Consider the following 16,865-nt stretch of genomic DNA (forward strand, 5'->3'; position numbering starts at 1 on the left):
CTGCTGACCGGTGAAGTTAACGGTAGACCGGGAAGCGGGCCGTCAGCGCATTGACCTTGGCGCGCACGGCGGCGATGTTGGCCTCGTCGCGCGGGTTGTCCAGCACATCGGCGATCAGGTTGGCGGTGATGCGCGCTTCTTCTTCCTTGAAGCCGCGCGTGGTCATGGCGGGGGTGCCAATGCGCACGCCGCTGGTCACCATCGGCTTTTCAGGGTCGTTGGGGATCGCGTTCTTGTTGATGGTCATGTGGGCGGCGCCCAGCACAGCCTCGGCTTCCTTGCCCGTGATGCCCTTGGCACGCAGGTCCACCAGCATCACGTGGCTTTGCGTGCCGCCGGAGACGATGCGCAGGCCGCGCGCGGTCAGTGTCTCGGCCACCACCTTGGCGTTCTTGGCCACCTGCTCCTGGTAGGCCTTGAACTCGGGCTGCAGCGCTTCCTTGAAGGCCACGGCCTTGGCCGCGATCACGTGCATCAGCGGGCCGCCTTGCAGGCCGGGGAAGATGGCGCTGTTGATGGCCTTCTCGTGCTCGGCCTTCATCAGGATGATGCCGCCACGGGGGCCGCGCAGGCTCTTGTGCGTGGTGCTGGTGACCACGTCGGCATGCGGCACGGGGTTGGGGTACACACCCGCGGCGATCAGGCCGGCGTAGTGGGCCATGTCCACCATGAAGATCGCGCCCACGTCCTTGGCCACCTTGGCAAAGCGTGCGAAGTCGATGTGCAGGCTGTAGGCCGAGGCACCGGCGATGATGAGCTTGGGGCGGGTTTCGTGCGCCTTCTTCTCCATGGCGTCGTAGTCCAGAGCTTCGTTGGCATCGAGGCCGTAGGAGACCACGTTGAACCACTTGCCCGACATGTTCAGCGGCATGCCGTGGGTGAGGTGGCCGCCTTCGGCCAGGCTCATGCCCATGATGGTGTCGCCGGGCTTGAGGAACGCGAGGAACACGGCCTCGTTGGCGGATGCGCCGCAGTGGGGCTGCACGTTGGCGGCCTCGGCACCGAAGATCTGCTTGACGCGGTCGATGGCCAGCTGCTCGGCCACGTCCACGTGCTCGCAGCCACCGTAGTAGCGCTTGCCGGGATAGCCTTCGGCGTACTTGTTGGTCAGCTGCGTGCCCTGCGCCCACATCACCGCGGGGGATGCGTAGTTCTCGCTGGCGATCAGCTCGATGTGGTGCTCTTGCCGGGCATTTTCAGCCTGGATGGCGGCAAAGAGTTCGGGGTCGGTTTGTTCGACAAGAATATTGCGGTCGTACATGATTGGCAGTCCTATGAACTTGTGTCCCTTGAAACAAGGGCTGCCCAGGCGAACGGCTGAACGCAGAAGGGATGAACCCCGTGCGGCACGCTTCCCAGTGGTTCACAAGGGGCAAGCCCTTGCTGGTTTCCACGTCAGCGGCAGCACCCTGTGTGCGGGATGCCGCGCCTATCGCCAGTCGCGTACCCCGCTAGTGTAGCTGACGTGGCATGCGCAACCTGTGTCGCATCGCGCGAAGTGCCGTGCGCCCCGGGGTCATGGCGCCCCGGCCGGCGGCACAGGATCGGCTCAGAGCCCCGTCAGCAGGGCCACCTTGTCGGCCGCCACCGCCGCTGGCGTCGCGGGCGGCGCAGACACCGGGATGATCTGGGCGGGTGCCTGGGTGGACAGCGTGGGCGGTGGCGCGGTGGGCATGGAGCGGCCGCCGGCCACCTGGCGCAGGCGGAAATGCTCGGCCATCACCTTGGCGGCATAGCCGCCGTCGTCGGCCAGGTTGCCGGCGCCCACGTAAAAGCGCAGCCCGCCCTCCACGGAACCCGCGCGCGAAATGCATTCCTGCAGGACCTTCACGCCCACGCGCAGGTTGCTCACGGGATCGAAGGCCGCAAAGTGCCCCCCGAAGTTCTGGTACTTGTCGGTATGCACGTTGGTCATCACCTGCATCAGCCCCTGGGCGCCCACCGCGCTTTGCGCAAACGGGTTGAAGCTCGACTCGATGGCCATGATGGCCAGGATCAGCGTGGGATCGATCTTGGACTTCGCGCCAATTTCATAGGCCTCTGCCACCAGCACGCTCAGCGGCTCGGGGGCAACGCGGTACTTCTTGCTGAGCCAGAAGGCGACGGCGGCCTGCTCCTTGGGCAGGTCCTTGGGATTGCCCGCCGTGGCGCGCTCGCTGGCCTCCGGCTCGATGGGCATGCCAAGCACTTCCACCTGGCGGGCCTGCAGCCAGTTCATCAATTGCGCTTCGCCTGCCTGGCGCAGGTCCGGGCGGGCCGTGAGGGTGATCACGACAAAGGCCACAGCCAGGCCGATGAGGGCGAAGCTGTTGTGGGTGATTTCAAGAAAACCTTCGGTCACGTCGGCCACGAAGGTCCGCACGCCGGAGACTATTTTTCCTGACGCTGTCATAGCTCTTCCTTTCTGAAGCGCCGCACTGAGCCTGGGCAGTCATCGGTGACTGTCCCGTCTCAGCGGGTCGCCTGGATTGGTACGCCATCAAGTGGGCCGCACATCTCTGGGGTGCTTTGGGCCTGGTTTGACTTAGCCGGGTTCGGCAGCGGGTTGGGGTTTTTACTAGCCTGTTTTTGGGGCTGGGGGATTCTAGGAGGTCACTAAATGCTTAGTCAATACTAATGAATTGAATCATAAGACTAATAAGTTATAAAAAATATGTAAAAAATCACAGTTTTTGGGGTGCTGGCGGACGTTTGGGGCCTGTGGCCTCAGGCGGGTTGTTACAAGCTCATGTCAAATTCAATCGGTGAACTTTTCGCCATTGAGAATCCAGTTTGAACTGCGGCAACTACTTTGGTAAGGTTCAGTTGCCTGTTGATTTCAGGCATCGCCAGACGAAACCAAGTCTCCCTCCAAAGGCATTCAGTGCCCTGGTGCAGCAGATGAGGATTCCAAGGCACCCCCTGGAGGCAATACCTTGCCTCCTCGCAGTGTGGACCTTCATCTCCGCATTTGCGACCGATGGCAAAGACCGTTGTGTCAGCCGTCAAGCCCGGCAGGCAGGCCTTGAGGCACTGTCCGCCGGGCTTTCTTGTTTGTGCTGGCGGGCTGTCTGGGCTAGCGGCGCTTATATATAGATAATGGGGGCTGTTCCCTAGAGCGGCGACAGTTCGCCCGGAGTCGCGGGCGATGCCCCTTGCGGGGGTCGCAGCATGTCAGCCCGTCTGGCAAAGCCTTGTGCCAGATCACCCTCGGGGTTTGGCGCAGCGCCATGCTGCGGTCTGTTGGCCGAACCCGGTGAAAATAGTCTCCTTGTTGCCTTGGCGCGCGTGCAGTGCGGTTGCCAGGGCGGGCCTCCAGGCAATGCGCCTGGGGGAGCCTTTGTTATCCATTGGATCCATGTTTCCATTTTTTTCCCGCAGCAAAATGTCCGACGCACCTGAAGTGAATCCGGCCCCGGCCAAAACCCATGAGCCGCATCCGCTTGATGCGTTGACCGGCGGCGCCTTTTCTGCCGCCACCTCTGGTGAGCGCGCCTCCCGCATCCGCGACTGGCTGGCCACGCAGCCTGCCCCGGAGCAGTTGCAGGAGGTCTTCAAGGAGTTGAGCGGCCGTGACAAGGGCGCAGCCCGCGCGGTGCGAGAGCGCCTTGACGAAATCCGCCGCGCCAAGGGGCAGGAGGCCATCGCCGCCGAGTGGGCGGAAAAGGCACAGGCCCTTCTTGCGGCCCCCAAGCTCAATATCGCCGATGCCATGGCCTGGCAGCGCGATGCGGCCAAGGCCGGTGCGCCGCTGTCGCGCGAGCCGTTGTCGCTGCTCAAGGTGCAGGTCGCGGACCGTGTGAAAGTGATCGAAGACCTGCAGCATCGCGTGCAGGTGCAGCGGGAGGCCGCCGTGCTGCTGGCCCAGCGCATTGAAGTGCTTTCCACCAAGCCCTGGCGCGATGCGCAGGCGGCGCTCGAACTCCTGCGTGCCGATGTGGCCCGCTGGCAGGAACAGGCACAGGAACTCACCAGCGATGCCAGCTGGGCGAGCGTGGAAGCGCGCTTTCCTGCGCTGCTCGATGCGTCGCGCACCCAGTTGCTGGTGGTGTGGGAGGCTTTCCAGCCCGCCGTCGCCCAGGCCGTGGCGGCCGCGGCCGATGCCAGCGCTGCACTGCCGCCCGTGCCCGTATGGGCCGACGAGCTGCGCGCCGCGCGTGGCCTGCCCACGGAGGCCGCTGCTGCGGCGGCCGCGGCCAAGCCTGCGCGTGCGGCCAAGCCCAAGGCAGCTCCTGAAGTGATCGAGAAGGCCGCGCAAAGCGTGCGCGAAGCCCTGGCCGTCCTCGAAAAGGAAACCGCCGAAGGCCATGGCAAGGCCAGCGCGGGTGCTGCAGCCGCGCTGCGCGCCGTGCTCAAGGTGCATGGAAAGCACATCGACAATGCCCTGGAGCAGCAGGTGCACGCGGCCCTGGTGGCGGCTGGCGAGCTGGAAGGCTGGCAGCGCTGGAGTGCCGACCAGGTGCGCGAGGACCTGGTGGCCAAGGCCGAGGCCTTGCTCAACCGCCCTGAAGGCCAGGCCCTGGGTGGCCGCAAGATGCAGGAAATCCTGCGCAACCTGCGCGACCAATGGAAGCAGGCGGACCAGGGAGGCGCACCCAACCATGCGCTGTGGAAAAAATTCGACGAAGCCTGCAACGCGGCCCACAAGGTGGTCGAGGCCTGGCTGGACAAGATCCGCACGGAGGCTGCCGAGCACAAGGCGCAGCGCCTGGCACTGATCGAGGAGCTCAAGGCATGGTCGCAAGCGCACGCGGCGTCGGGTGACTGGAAGGCCATCAACCGCGCGCTCCACCAGTTTGGCGACCGCTGGCGCGAAGGTGGTCATGTGGGCGAGAAGATCTTTGCCGAGCTGCAGCCCTTGTGGAAGCAGGCCATCGCCTCGGCAGCGGCCCCGCTGGAAGCAGCCCAGAAGGAGAGCCTGGCGCGTCGCCACGCCATGATCGACGAAGCCACCGCATTGGGGGCTGCGCCCGCGCTGCGCATCGATGCGGTCAAGGCGCTCCAGCAGCGCTGGCAGGCCGAGGCGCAGACGGTGCCGCTGGACCGCAAGCACGAGCAAAAGCTGTGGGACGCGTTCCGCAAGCCCATCGACGAGGCTTTCAACCGCAAGTCCGCAGACCGTGAGCGCGCAGTCACCGAATTGAGCGCCCGCGACCGCGTGGTGCTGGAGGCCTCCAAGTCCCTGGAAGCCGCCAATGCGACGGGGGATGCGCAGCAGATCCGCTCTGCCATGCAGGCGCTGGAGGCCGCGCTGCGCGGTCAGGCGCAGGCCGCGCAGGCCGTGGCCTCGGCGCAGAAGGACGAGCAGAGCCAGTCCCCCGTGGCGGCTGAATCCGCTTCGGAAGCTTCGGCGGATCCGGTGGCCGAGGGTGTGGAGGCGGAGCCGGTGGCTTGCGCACCGGCGCCCGTGGCACCCAAGCCCGTGGCGCGGCCCGTGGTGGCCGTGCGCGGTGACGACCGGCCGGGCATGAAGAAGGATGCGCCTGCTGCGCCGGGCCGTGGTGCGCGCCCCGGCGACCGCAGGGATGGCCGCCCTGGCGACCGTGATGCCGGCCGTGGCGGCCCGCGTCCAGACGGCCGTTTTGGCGACCGCAATGACCGGGGTGGCCGTTTCGGCGACCGTCCTGCGCAGGAAGACCGGGGCCCGCGCCTGGGAGACACCGCTTTCCGCGCGCAGCGCGAAGCCATGGAGCATGCCCAGCTGGCCCTGAAAAAACTGGCGGCGCAAGCCCACGGCGAGGCACTGACGCAATTGCTGACCGCGTGGGAAAAGCGCGACGCGGGCCTGGTGCCCAGCACGCAGGATCTCGGAGCGGGTGTGACGGCATCGGTGCGCAACGCCTGGGCGCAGGCCCTGTCGGCGGCGCCGAAGGGCGATGCCTCGGAAGCGCTGCTGCGCCTGGAGATGGCCGCAGAGGCGCCCACGCCCGCGGAGCACATCGCCGCCCGGCGCATGCTGCAGCTGCAACTGCTCACGCGCCGCAACGATCCCGCGCCAGCGCAGACCTGGGGGCAGGACGCGGCCCGCGTGCTGGCCAGCGCCAGCGACGCGGCCAATGCGCGCCGCCTTCAGAACGCGCTCAAGGCACTGCTGCGCAAGTAAGAGGGCCAAAGAGGCGATGGCTGGCGGGTTGCCGGTGCACATCCGGCCTTTCGGGGCGGCCGATGAGGCTGCCGCGGTGGCGCTGTGGCACGACTGCGGGCTCGTCCGTCCCTGGAACGATCCTCACAAGGACATCGCCCGCAAGCTTCTGGTGCAGCCAGAACTTTTTCTGGTGGCGGTGGTGCCGGCGCGAGACGGCATGGCGGAACGGCTCGTGGGCACCGCCATGGCGGGCTATGACGGCCACCGGGGCTCCGTGTACTACCTCGCGGTGGCACCGGGGCATCAGCGGCTGGCGCTGGGGCGCCGTCTCATGGCGGAGGTGGAGCTGCGCTTGCTGCGGCTCGGGTGTCCCAAGGTCAATGTGCTGGTGCGCACCAGCAATGCCCGGGTCCTGCATTTCTACGATGCCCTCGGCTATGCGCGCGACGAGGCGTTTTCATTGGGCAAGCGGTTGATACCTGATCTTTGAGCAGGGCCGGGGAGGGCTTGTCCGGAGCGTGGACTACGCAGGGCATTGATGGCCACGAAGAGCCGCCCGTTGCCCGCCTGTCGAGGGCGGGGCAGGAATAAAAAAAGCCGTTGCGGTTGCAACGGCTTTTTTATTGTTTGGTGCCCAGGAGAGGACTCGAACCTCCACGATGTTACTCGCTAGTACCTGAAACTAGTGCGTCTACCAATTCCGCCACCTGGGCTTTCAGATCAGCCTCGAATTATAGAACAAGTAATTGCGGCTTCTGGCGAGTGGATGAAGATTTTTTTAAATTCATTCCGCCAGCGTCCCGGGAAGCGGCGTCGGGGCATGGAGGCGGGAAATAAAAAAGCCGCTGTATTCACAGCGGCTTCGATATTTTGAAAACCTTCACAGGTTCTCGTTAAACTTGGTGCCCAGGAGAGGACTCGAACCTCCACGATGTTACTCGCTAGTACCTGAAACTAGTGCGTCTACCAATTCCGCCACCTGGGCATTTCAGGAAAGACTAAGATTGTATATCAAAAAAACCACCCCCGGCGCGCAGTCCGCGCATCTGTCGGACGAAATTGAAGGCAGCGTGCAGGGGCACCGTGACGGACACGGTTTTGTCATCCGCGACGATGGCGAAGGCGACATCTATATCCCCCCCAACGAAATGCGCGCTGTCCTGCACAAGGACCGTGTGCGCGTGCGCATCGTGCGCCAGGACCGGCGCGGCCGCCCCGAGGGCCGCGTGGTCGAGATCATCGAGCGACCGCCCCAGCCCATCATCGGCCGCCTGCTGCAGGAAAGCGGCGTGTGGCTGGTGGCGCCCGAGGACAAGCGCTACGGGCAGGATGTACTGATCCCCAAGGGTGCCACCGGCGCCGCCAAGCCCGGCCAGGTGGTCGTGGTCGAATTGACCGAGCCGCCGGCCCTGTTCGGCCAGCCCGTGGGCCGCATCACCGAAGTGCTCGGCGAGGTGGATGACCCCGGCATGGAGATCGAGATCGCGGTGCGCAAGTACGGCGTGCCGCACGAGTTCTCGGCCGAGTGCCTGGCCCAGGCCAAGGAACTGCCCGACAAGGTGCGCGCGCAGGACAAGAAGCGCCGCGTGGACCTGACCGACGTGCCCCTGGTCACCATCGACGGCGAGGACGCGCGCGATTTCGATGACGCCGTGTACTGCGAGCCCGCCAAGGTCGGTCGCGCCAAGGGCTGGCGCCTGCTGGTGGCCATCGCCGACGTGAGCCACTACGTGGAGACCGGCAGCGCCATCGACATCGATGCCTATGACCGCGCCACCAGCGTCTACTTTCCGCGCCGCGTGATCCCCATGCTGCCCGAGAAGCTCTCCAACGGCCTGTGCTCGCTCAACCCCGAGGTCGAGCGCCTGTGCATGGTCTGCGACATGCTGGTCACCGCCAAGGGCGAGGTGCATGCCTACCAGTTCTACCCGGCCGTGATGTTCAGCCATGCGCGGTTCACGTACACCGAGGTCGCGGCCATTCTGGCCAACACGCGCGGGCCCGAGGCCAGCAAGCGCAAGGACCGCGTGAAGGACCTGCTCAACCTGCATGACGTGTACCGCGCCCTGCTGGTGGCGCGCCAGCAGCGTGGCGCGGTGGACTTCGAGACCACCGAGACGCAGATCATCTGCGACGAGAACGGCCGCATCGAGAAGATCGTGCCGCGCACCCGCAACGATGCGCACAAGCTCATCGAAGAGGCCATGCTGGCCGCCAACGTGTGCAGCGCCGACTTCATCGCGCAGGGCGGCCAGCCCGGCCTGTTCCGCGTGCACGAAGGCCCCACGCCCGAGAAGCAGGAAATCCTGCGCAACTACCTCAAGGCCATGGCCGTGGGCATGACCATCGGCGACGATCCCAAGCCCGCCGAGTTCCAGGCCATCGCCGAGGCCACCAAGGACCGGCCGGACGCGCAGCAGATCCACACCATGCTGCTGCGCTCCATGCAGCAGGCCATCTACACGCCCGTCAACAGCGGCCACTTCGGCCTGGCGTTCGAGGCCTACACGCACTTCACCAGCCCCATCCGGCGCTATCCCGACCTGCTGGTGCACCGGGTCATCAAGGCCATCCTGGGCAAGACCAAATACGCGCTGCCGTCGCTGCCGACGCCGGGCGAGGCCCACGCCAAGCTGGCCAAGCGCCTGGCCGCCCGCGTGGCGGCGCCCGGCACCAAGCCGCGCAAGGACGTGAAGCCGCCGAGCCGCGATACGCAGGCCTGGGAGGCCGCGGGCCTGCACTGCAGCGCCAACGAGCGCCGTGCCGACGAGGCCAGCCGCGACGTGGAAGCCTGGCTCAAGTGCAAGTACATGCGCGAGCACCTGGGCGAGGAGTACAGCGGCGTGGTCAGCGCGGCGACGAGCTTCGGCATCTTCGTCACGCTCGACGCGATGTACGTCGAAGGCCTAGTGCACATCACCGAGCTGGGTGGCGAGTACTTCAAGTTCGACGAGGCGCGCCAGGAGCTGCGCGGCGAGCGCACCGGCATCCGCTACGCCATCGGCGCGCGGGTGCGGGTGCAGGTCAGCCGCGTGGACCTCGATGGCCGCAAGATCGACTTCCGCCTGGTGCGCGAGGGGGAGGAACTGCTCGGCCGCGCGCTCAAGGACAAGGGCGTTGCCTCCGACGGCCCCGGCGGCGCGCGCAAGGCGGGGGGCCGCCCGGCAGCCCGCAAGCGTGGCCCCGCGCCCGAGGCGTCCAGCACCGAACTCGCATCGCTCACGCGTGAGCGCGCGGCCCGCTCGCCCATCCAGGAGCTCAAGGCCTCGGTGAAAAAGGCCGCGGCCGGCAGCAAGTCCGGCAAGGGCAAGGGGCGCAAGCCGCGCCGTGGCTGACCCCCGCGGCTTCCACCCGGGGTGAACCGTCTCCCGGGTGGGAGTTTGCTATATATTTGATAGCTTCCAGCGCTTTCCAGAAGAGCGCCAGGGGTCGATTCAATGGGATTTCTCTGGCATGGAGCGGGAGGGCCGCGCCCCGGGGTGTCGCAGGAATTCCGCATACCGCAGCGCCGTGTCCCGGGGCGCTTCCATCATCGGCAGGTGGCCCACCCCGCGCAGTGCCTCCACCTGTGCTCCCGGCAGGGCCGCCTTCAGGGGCCGCATGCCGGAGGGGTGGAAGACGCGGTCACTTTCGCCCCACAGGACCAGAGTGGGGTGCTGCTCGAGGGCTGCGAGCTTTTCCTGCAGCAGATAGCGGTCCTTGAGCTGTGCATCCCAGAGCCGCGCATTCGATGCCGCGTTGCGCAGCGCGTCCTGCTGCGTGGCGTGCAGGATGGGATACGGCAGGAAAGGGCGTTTCTCGAACACCAGCGCCATCATGGCGTCGAACGCCGCGGGGTCGTGCGCCACGAGCGGGCGCTGCCCGCTGTCGATGAGGTGGTCCATGGCGCTGGGTTGAGGTGAACGGATGCCGTGTGGTGCTCCGATGAAGGCCACGCTCGCCACGCGCTCGGGGTGTGCTGCGGCGAACAGCGCCGCGATCGTGCCCCCCATGGAGTTGCCTGCCAGATGGGCCTTTTCAATGCCCAGTGCATCGAGCAGGCTGCGCAGGCGTTCGGTGTGGGCGGCGTAGTCATAGGCCTGGTCCTCGCGGCGCGTGCTTTCTCCGAACCCCGGCAGGTCTGGCGCGATCACCCGGTGGGTGGCTGTGAGCGGGCGGGCGAACTCCACCCAGTGGTCCTTCTCGGCAAAGATGCCGTGCAAGAGGACGACCGGAACGCGGGGGGAACTGGTGGCGCCCTGCGCCAGGGGCCCTGGCGTGGCGCCGCTGTCCAGGTAGTGGATCTGGTGCATCGCGGCATCGACGGTCTTTTCCTCCAGGCCCGACAGGCTGCGATTGAGCGCGAGCAAGGGCTCCGTGAACAACGAGGGGGCACCGTGGTACAGCGCCGTGGCGGCGAGCGCGAAAGCTGCCACGGCAGCAAGGACAATGCGTTTCAAGGAGGGGTCTCCAGAGGTTGTCGTGGGTGGGCCGGCGCACGCCTGTCCTGCCCGCGCGGGGGCATTGGAATGGGGGGCATGGACGGGGATGGCGAAGGCTATCGGGAACCGTGCGAGAAAACTTGTATGTTTGGGCTATGCGCATGCCAGCACGGAACACACTGACCTTGGGCGCCGACCGCGCGCTGTATCTGGGCGACCTTCCCTCCACGGGCTGGCACTGCCATGCGTCGCCGGTGCTGCTCATCGGCCTGTCGGGGCGCTTTGCCTTGCACTGGCAGCCGGGGCGGGTGGAGACGTGCCACAGCGCGCTGGTGGCCGCCGGGGTGGAACATGTGTTCGACCCCTGCGGAGAGCACGTGGCGCTGATGTATCTGGAGCCCGACTCTCCCGAGGCGCGGGGTCTGCGGGGCCCGTTCCAGCAGCACGATGGCGTGGTCCTCGACGCGGCCAGGGCCGTGGGCTCGCGCAGCGCCATGGACGCTTACCTGCGCCACTTCGATCTGCAGGCCCTGCTGCGGTGCGGGGGCGGGCATGCGGCGGCGCCCCTGGATCCGCGCGTGGCGCGCAGCCTGCTGGCCCTGCGAAGCCCCCGGGACGGGCGGTGGGCGCGCGAGGGGCTGGCGTCGTCCGTGCAGCTGTCGGCCTCGCGCTTCAACCACCTGTTCCGGGCGGAGATGGGCGTCAGCCTGCGCCGCTACCAGGTGTGGTCGCAGGTGCGGCTGGCCATGGCGAACCTCGCGGTCAGCCCCCGGCTGACGGATGCTGCGCTGCAGGGCGCGTTCTCCGATTCGGCGCATTTCAGCCGCATGTTCCGGCAGACCTTTGGCATGACCCCCTCCAGCGTGCTCAAGCCCCTGAAGGAGGTCACGCTGGTGGGCCGGTGAAGGCCTCCTTGGCGGCGGTGGGCGGCGTGCGGCCTCGGCCGTGGCGCGGACAACGCGCTGGCCGTGCCGTCAGCCGCCCGCGCGCCGCGCGAGCCCGCTGGCGGTGAGAGCCAGCCCGGCCGGCCAGGCATCTGCCGCCAGCCCGTGGCCATACACCGCCTCGCAGGCGGCGCGCAGGGCACTGGCCCCGGCGGCCATGTGCGCCGCGACCATGCCGGCAAGCACATCCCCCGTGCCCGCGGTGGCCAGCCGTGCGTTGCCCGTGGGGTTGATGGCGGGCACGCGGCCGGGGGCCGCCACCACCGTGCCCGAGCCCTTGAGCACGGCCACGCAGTTGAACTGCGAGGCCAGTTGCTGGGCCGCGTCCAGGCGGTCCGCCTGGACCTCGGCGGTGGACAGGCCCAGCAGCCGGGCGGCCTCCAGAGGGTGGGGCGTCAGCACCGTGGGCAAGCCGTGCTGGCCGCGCGCCACCACCAGCGCGTGCAGGGCGGCCTGGCTGGCGATGGTGTTGAGGGCATCGGCGTCCAGCACCAGCCGCGCCGAGCGCGTGATGACGCCCGGCAGCACATGGGCGACGGCCTGGCCGCCGCCGCAGCCGCAGACCACGGTGAGCTGTTCCAGCGCCAGGGCGTCGAAGCGGCGGAACATCAGCTCGGGTTGCTGCAGGTCCAGCTCCAGATGGCCGTCGTCGAGCAGGGCCACCAGCACGCGCCCCGCGCCGCCATGCAAGGCCGCGGACGCGGCCAGCAGGGCGGCGCCCGCCATGCCCATGCCACGCCCCGCCAGCCCCTCTCCCCCCACCACGGCCACATCGCCATAGCTGCCCTTGTGGCTGGCATGGGCGCGTGGTGCCGCCAGCGCGGGGCCACAAAGCCAGGCGCTGGGGGGCTCGTGCCCGGCCTCCGCGCCCAGCGCGTCAAACCACACCCTGCCCGTGGCGTCACGCCCCGCGCCGGTGAAGAGGCCGGGCTTGAGGGTGAGCAGGCTCAGCGTGTGCCGCGCGGCGCGCGGCGGGTGGGCCGCGTCGGGCGCGAAGCCCGCCGCGAACTGTCCCGTATCGGCGTCCAGACCGCTGGGCAGGTCCACCGCCAGCACGGGCGCGGGGCTGCGCTGCAGGGCCTCCAGGCAGCGGCGCAGCCGCTCGTCCGGTTCGCGGGCCGGGGGGCTGGCGGGGTTGGCTCCCACGCCGATGCCCAGCAGCGCGTCGATGCACAGGTCGGAGGCCGTGAGGTCTTCGGGGGCGCTGTCGGCCCACAGCACGCCCGCGTCCCGCGCGCGTTCCCACGAACGGCGGGCATCGGCGGGGGCGCGGTCCGGGTTGCCCAGCCAGGTGACCACCACGCGCCGTCCGTCGCGCTGCAGGTGCAGGGCGGCCTCCAGGCCGTCGCCGCCGTTGTTGCCGGGGCCACAGGCTATCCACACGGTGCGCGCATGGGGCGCGAGCGCCCGGGCCAGGCGGGCCACGGCCAGGCCCGCCCGCTGCATCAGCGCGTGCGGGGGCAGGGCGGCGGCGGCCTGCTGCTCCATGCGCCGCGTGGCTGCCGTGTTGAACAGAGGGTGCGGCTGCTGGGGCGTGATGGGGTGCATGGGCGGGGGCTGGCAGGTGGTGGTCGGGGTGGGTGCCGGGGGCGGCGGGCTCAGGGCTTCGCCGTGGAGCGGTGGTCGTAGGCCAGCTCCATCCGGTAGGCCAGGCCCAGGAACAGCGATTGCGCGAGGCTCAGCGTGCTGGTGAGCGAGCGGAAACCAAAGGTGGCACCGTCCTGCGCGATCAGGGTGGCGCTGGCCAGGGCCGCGAGCGGGCTCAGCTGGCTGTCGGTGATGGCAAGCAGGCGCGCGCCGCGCGCCACCGCCGCCTGCGCGAGCTCCAGGGTCTCCTGCGCGTAGGGCTCAAACGAGACGGCGACCAGCACATCGCCGGGCGCCAGCGCGCGCAGCTCGCCCTGGTGCATGAAACCCAGCCCGTGCAGCCAGTGCACCGGCTTGGCCGTGTGCTGCAGCGCGTAGGCCAGGTAGGCGCCCACCGGAAACGCGCGGCGCGATGCGGCCAGCCAGAGCGCGGGGGCCTGCAGCATCAGCTCCACCGCCGCATCGAACTGTGCGTCCGGCAGGTTGCGCTGCAGCGCCTGCAGGCTGTCGATGTTGCCGTCGATCACCTCGTGCGCGAGCTGGGCGGCCGACCGCGCGCTGCCGCCGGGCACGATCAGTTCGCGGATGCGCTCCTGGTAGTTGCGGTTGGGGGCCAGCTGCCGCACGGCTCCGGCGCGGAACAGGGCCTGCATTTCCGTGTAGCCCGAAAACCCGAAATGCTTGGCAAACCGCACCAGTGCCGACGGCTGCACGCCGCATTGCGCGGCCGTGGCCTGCACGCCATCGAGCGCCAGCTGGTCGCGTTGCTTCTCGACATAGCGCGCGATGGTCTTGAGCTGGCGGCTCAAGGGCTCGAAGCCCGCATGCACGGCCGCCAGGAACGCGTCCGCGTCGGGGTAGGGGGCGGAGGCGTTGCCGGGGGGCGTGGCAATGGGATCGGCCAGGGTGTTTCTATTTTTCATTAAATTAGAAAATATTTTCTATTTTGGGCTATCATAGGCGCAACGAACCATTATCCGGCGCGCGCTTTCCCGCCGCCGCGCCCTTGCGGAGACCCGTGCATGCTCTCTTTTCCTTCCAACCGGCCCTTTGACGTGGCCTGCCTGGGCCGGCTGGCCGTGGACCTCTATGCCCAGCAGATCGGCTGCAGCCTGGAGGCCGCGACCAGTTTCGCCAAATACCTGGGAGGCTCGTCGGCCAACATCGCCTTTGGCACTGCCCGGCTGGGGCTGCGCTCGGCCATGGTGTCGCGCGTGGGCAATGAGCAGAACGGCCGCTTCCTGCTCGACACCCTGCGGCGCGAGGGCTGCGACGTGAGCCAGGTGCAGGTGGACGACCAGCGCCTGACGGGCATGGTGCTGCTGGGCATCAAGGACCAGGACACCTTCCCCCTGCTTTTCGCCCGCGAGAACTGCGCCGACATGGCGCTGGACGCCGACGCGATCAGCGAGGAGTTCCTGGCGCGCTGCCGCAGCCTGGTGATCACAGGAACGCACCTGAGCACGCCCACCGTGCTGGCCGCGAGCCGCCGCGCGCTGGACATCGCGCAGCGCCATGGCCTGGTGCGGGTGCTGGACATCGACTACCGCCCCGTGCTGTGGGGGCTGGCCGCCAAGGGCGATGGCGAAACGCGCTACGTGGGCAGCGACGCGGTGAGCCGCCACCTGCAGGCGCAGCTCGGATCGTTCGAGCTCATCATCGGCACCGAAGAGGAGTGGCTGATCGCCGGCGGCGTGCCCGGGGACCTGATGGCCAGCCTGCGCGCAGTGCGCGGGCACACACAGGCCGTGCTGGTGGTCAAGCGGGGCCCGCTGGGCTGCAGCATCATCGAGGGGGCGGTGCCCGCCGCCCTGGACGATGCGCCCACGGTGCTGGGCGAGCGCATCGAGGTGCTCAACGTGCTGGGCGCGGGCGATGCCTTCGCGTCGGGCCTGCTGTCGGGCCTGCTGCGGGGCAAGACCCTGGTCGAGTCGGCGGCGATCGCCAATGCCTGCGGGGCCATCGTGGTGTCTCGCCACGGCTGCGCGCCCGCCATGCCCACACCGGCCGAGCTGGCCCACTGGTTCTCGGGGCACCGCCACCCCCGGCCCGACCAGGACCCGCAACTGGCCCATCTGCACCGGGTGACGGCGGCGCGGCCGCAGTGGCCCGAGCTGTTCGTGCTGGCCTACGACCACCGCGCCCAGTTTGAAGACCTGGCGCGGCAGGCCGGTGCGCAGGGCGCACGCCTGCCCGTGCTCAAGCAGCTGCTCAACGCCGTGGTGGCCGAGGTCGAGCGGGACCCCGGGTGCGGGGGGCGCATGGGCGTGCTGATCGACGGACGCATCGGCGAGGCCGCGCTGCACGGCGCCACGGGCCGGGGCTGGTGGCTGGGGCGACCGATCGAGCGGCCCGGCTCGCGCCCGCTGCGTTTCGACGGCACGCATTCGCTGGCCTCGCAGCTGGTGCACTGGCCGCGCGAGCAGGTCGTGAAATGCCTGGTGTTCTACCACCCGGACGACGCGGCCGCGCTGCGCGCCGAGCAGGACGAGTGGCTGCAGCAGGTGTGGGAGGCCACGCGCGCCAGCGGGCATGAACTGCTGCTGGAGGTGATTCCGCCCAAGGACATGCTGGCCCCGGGCGATACCGGCGAGGCCGTGCTGCGCGCCATCCGCCACTTCTACGGGATCGGCCTCAAGCCCGAGTGGTGGAAGGTCGGCGCCATGGCCGCGCGCCACTGGGAGGCGCTGGACGCCCTGGTGCGCGAGCGCGACCCGTACTGCCGTGGCGCGGTGATCCTGGGGCTGTCGCAGCCGGTGGAGCAACTCATCGCAGGCTTTGCCGAGGCGCGCGCGCCCATCGTCAAGGGCTTCATGATCGGGCGCACCGTCTGGGCCGGGCCCAGCCTGGCCTGGCTCAAGGGCGAGATCGACGACGCCGGGCTGCAGGCCCAGGTGACCGCCAATTTCCGCCGCCTCATCGCGGGCTGGCGCGACAGCCGGCCGGCGCAGGCCGCCACCGCCCCCGACGCCGCGGGAGTGCCCGCATGACACTGCTTGTCAAGGCCAACCCGTCGGGCCGGGTGGTGGTGGATGTGACGCCGGCCACGGCCGGATGGACCCACGTGGGGTTCAAGGCCCTGCGCCTGGGCGCGGGGGACGAGGAGTCGCTGGCCACCGGCGCGCGCGAGCTGTGCATCACGGTGCTCAGCGGGCAGGTGGACGTGCACGTGGGCGCACAGGCCTACCGGGCCCTGGGCAGCCGTGCCTCGGTGTTCGAGGAGGCCTCGCCCACGGCCGTGTATGTGCCGCCAGACCGGGCGGTGCGCATCGTGGCGCGGGGCGCCGCCGAGGTGGCGTTGAGCAGCGCGCCGGCGCGCGGCCTGTATCCCGAGCGGGTGATCGAACCCGCGCAGATGCAGCGCAGCGTGCGCGGGCAGGGCAGCAACACGCGCCACGTCTGCGACATCCTGCCCGAGTCGCAGCCCGCCGAAGGCCTGCTGGTCGTGGAGGTGATCACCCCGGCCGGGCATTCATCGAGCTATCCGCCGCACAAGCACGACAGCGCCGACGCGGGCCAGCCACACGCCGAAACCGTGCTCGAGGAAACCTACTACCACCAGCTCCATCCCGCGCAGGGATTCGCCTTTCAGCGCGTGTACACCGACGACCGCTCGCTGGACGAATCCATGGCCGTGGAACACCGCGACACGGTGATGGTGCCGCGCGGCTACCACCCCTGCGTGGCCCCGCACGGCTACGACCTGTACTACCTCAACACCATGGCGGGGCCCGAGCGCCGCTGGGCGTTCAGGAACGATCCAGCGCATGCCTGGATGGCCGCGTCGCGCTGATGCTATTTATTTGATAGCTGCTGGCGCAATCGCATCAAGCGCAAGAGCGCAAAAAC

11 protein-coding genes, 2 tRNA genes and 1 riboswitch are annotated in these 16,865 nt (G+C 68.6%); of the genes, 6 read left to right on the forward strand and 7 right to left on the reverse strand.

What is annotated here, in order from left to right:
- Positions 1 to 16: 16 nt before the first annotated feature.
- A complete protein-coding gene (glyA, locus tag AC07PV_RS21685) occupies positions 17 to 1,261 on the reverse strand; it encodes a serine hydroxymethyltransferase (RefSeq protein ID WP_218297714.1) in 1,245 nt (414 codons plus the stop codon).
- 35 nt (positions 1,262 to 1,296) lie between these two features.
- A riboswitch (ZMP/ZTP riboswitch) is annotated at positions 1,297 to 1,453 on the reverse strand.
- A gap of 96 nt (positions 1,454 to 1,549) precedes the next feature.
- Entirely contained in the window at positions 1,550 to 2,392 is an 843-nt protein-coding gene (locus AC07PV_RS21690; RefSeq protein ID WP_218297713.1) for a lytic transglycosylase domain-containing protein, read from the reverse strand.
- Positions 2,393 to 3,337: 945 nt separating this feature from the next.
- Between AC07PV_RS21690 and AC07PV_RS21695 the strand changes: the two genes are divergently transcribed.
- Positions 3,338 to 6,082 carry a DUF349 domain-containing protein gene (locus AC07PV_RS21695; RefSeq protein WP_494631299.1) on the forward strand — a complete coding sequence of 915 codons (2,745 nt, stop codon included), beginning with the start codon at positions 3,338 to 3,340 and terminating at the stop codon, positions 6,080 to 6,082.
- 34 nt (positions 6,083 to 6,116) lie between these two features.
- Positions 6,117 to 6,554: a GNAT family acetyltransferase gene (locus AC07PV_RS21700; protein ID WP_369643762.1), complete on the forward strand. Its 438-nt coding sequence runs from the start codon at positions 6,117 to 6,119 to the stop codon at positions 6,552 to 6,554.
- 138 nt (positions 6,555 to 6,692) lie between these two features.
- On the opposite strand, the gene AC07PV_RS21705 is transcribed toward AC07PV_RS21700, so the two are convergent.
- Both AC07PV_RS21705 and AC07PV_RS21710 read right to left on the reverse strand, forming a co-directional pair.
- Positions 6,693 to 6,777 (reverse strand) — tRNA-Leu (locus AC07PV_RS21705).
- 187 nt (positions 6,778 to 6,964) lie between these two features.
- A tRNA-Leu gene (locus AC07PV_RS21710) sits at positions 6,965 to 7,049 on the reverse strand.
- Positions 7,050 to 7,068: 19 nt separating this feature from the next.
- Between AC07PV_RS21710 and rnr the strand changes: the two genes are divergently transcribed.
- A complete protein-coding gene (gene rnr, locus AC07PV_RS21715) occupies positions 7,069 to 9,399 on the forward strand; it encodes a ribonuclease R (RefSeq protein WP_218297710.1) in 2,331 nt (776 codons plus the stop codon).
- A gap of 99 nt (positions 9,400 to 9,498) precedes the next feature.
- Here rnr and AC07PV_RS21720 read toward each other — a convergent pair whose 3' ends face one another.
- Positions 9,499 to 10,503, reverse strand: a complete 1,005-nt coding sequence (locus tag AC07PV_RS21720) for an alpha/beta fold hydrolase (protein ID WP_494631300.1) — start codon at positions 10,501 to 10,503, stop codon at positions 9,499 to 9,501.
- 143 nt (positions 10,504 to 10,646) lie between these two features.
- On the opposite strand from AC07PV_RS21720, the gene AC07PV_RS21725 reads away from it, so the two are divergent.
- Complete coding sequence (locus tag AC07PV_RS21725; RefSeq protein WP_369642799.1) at positions 10,647 to 11,390, forward strand: helix-turn-helix transcriptional regulator; 744 nt, start codon at positions 10,647 to 10,649, stop codon at positions 11,388 to 11,390.
- A 69-nt stretch (positions 11,391 to 11,459) separates the two neighbouring features.
- On the opposite strand, the gene AC07PV_RS21730 is transcribed toward AC07PV_RS21725, so the two are convergent.
- A complete protein-coding gene (locus AC07PV_RS21730) occupies positions 11,460 to 12,977 on the reverse strand; it encodes an NAD(P)H-hydrate dehydratase (RefSeq protein ID WP_494631302.1) in 1,518 nt (505 codons plus the stop codon).
- Positions 12,978 to 13,027: 50 nt separating this feature from the next.
- Positions 13,028 to 13,939, reverse strand: a complete 912-nt coding sequence (locus AC07PV_RS21735) for a MurR/RpiR family transcriptional regulator (RefSeq protein WP_492245430.1) — start codon at positions 13,937 to 13,939, stop codon at positions 13,028 to 13,030.
- A gap of 99 nt (positions 13,940 to 14,038) precedes the next feature.
- Here AC07PV_RS21735 and AC07PV_RS21740 point away from each other — a divergent pair, with 99 nt between their 5' ends.
- Entirely contained in the window at positions 14,039 to 16,006 is a 1,968-nt protein-coding gene (locus AC07PV_RS21740; RefSeq protein WP_494631303.1) for a bifunctional 5-dehydro-2-deoxygluconokinase/5-dehydro-2-deoxyphosphogluconate aldolase, read from the forward strand.
- On the forward strand, positions 16,003 to 16,809 hold the full coding sequence (iolB, locus tag AC07PV_RS21745) for a 5-deoxy-glucuronate isomerase (RefSeq protein WP_494631304.1): 807 nt from the start codon (positions 16,003 to 16,005) through the stop codon (positions 16,807 to 16,809). Before AC07PV_RS21740 ends, iolB begins: the two co-directional genes overlap by 4 nt.
- The last annotated feature ends 56 nt before the right edge of the window (positions 16,810 to 16,865 follow it).

It is taken from the genome of Acidovorax sp. GW821-FHT09A11 (genome assembly GCF_059418365.1).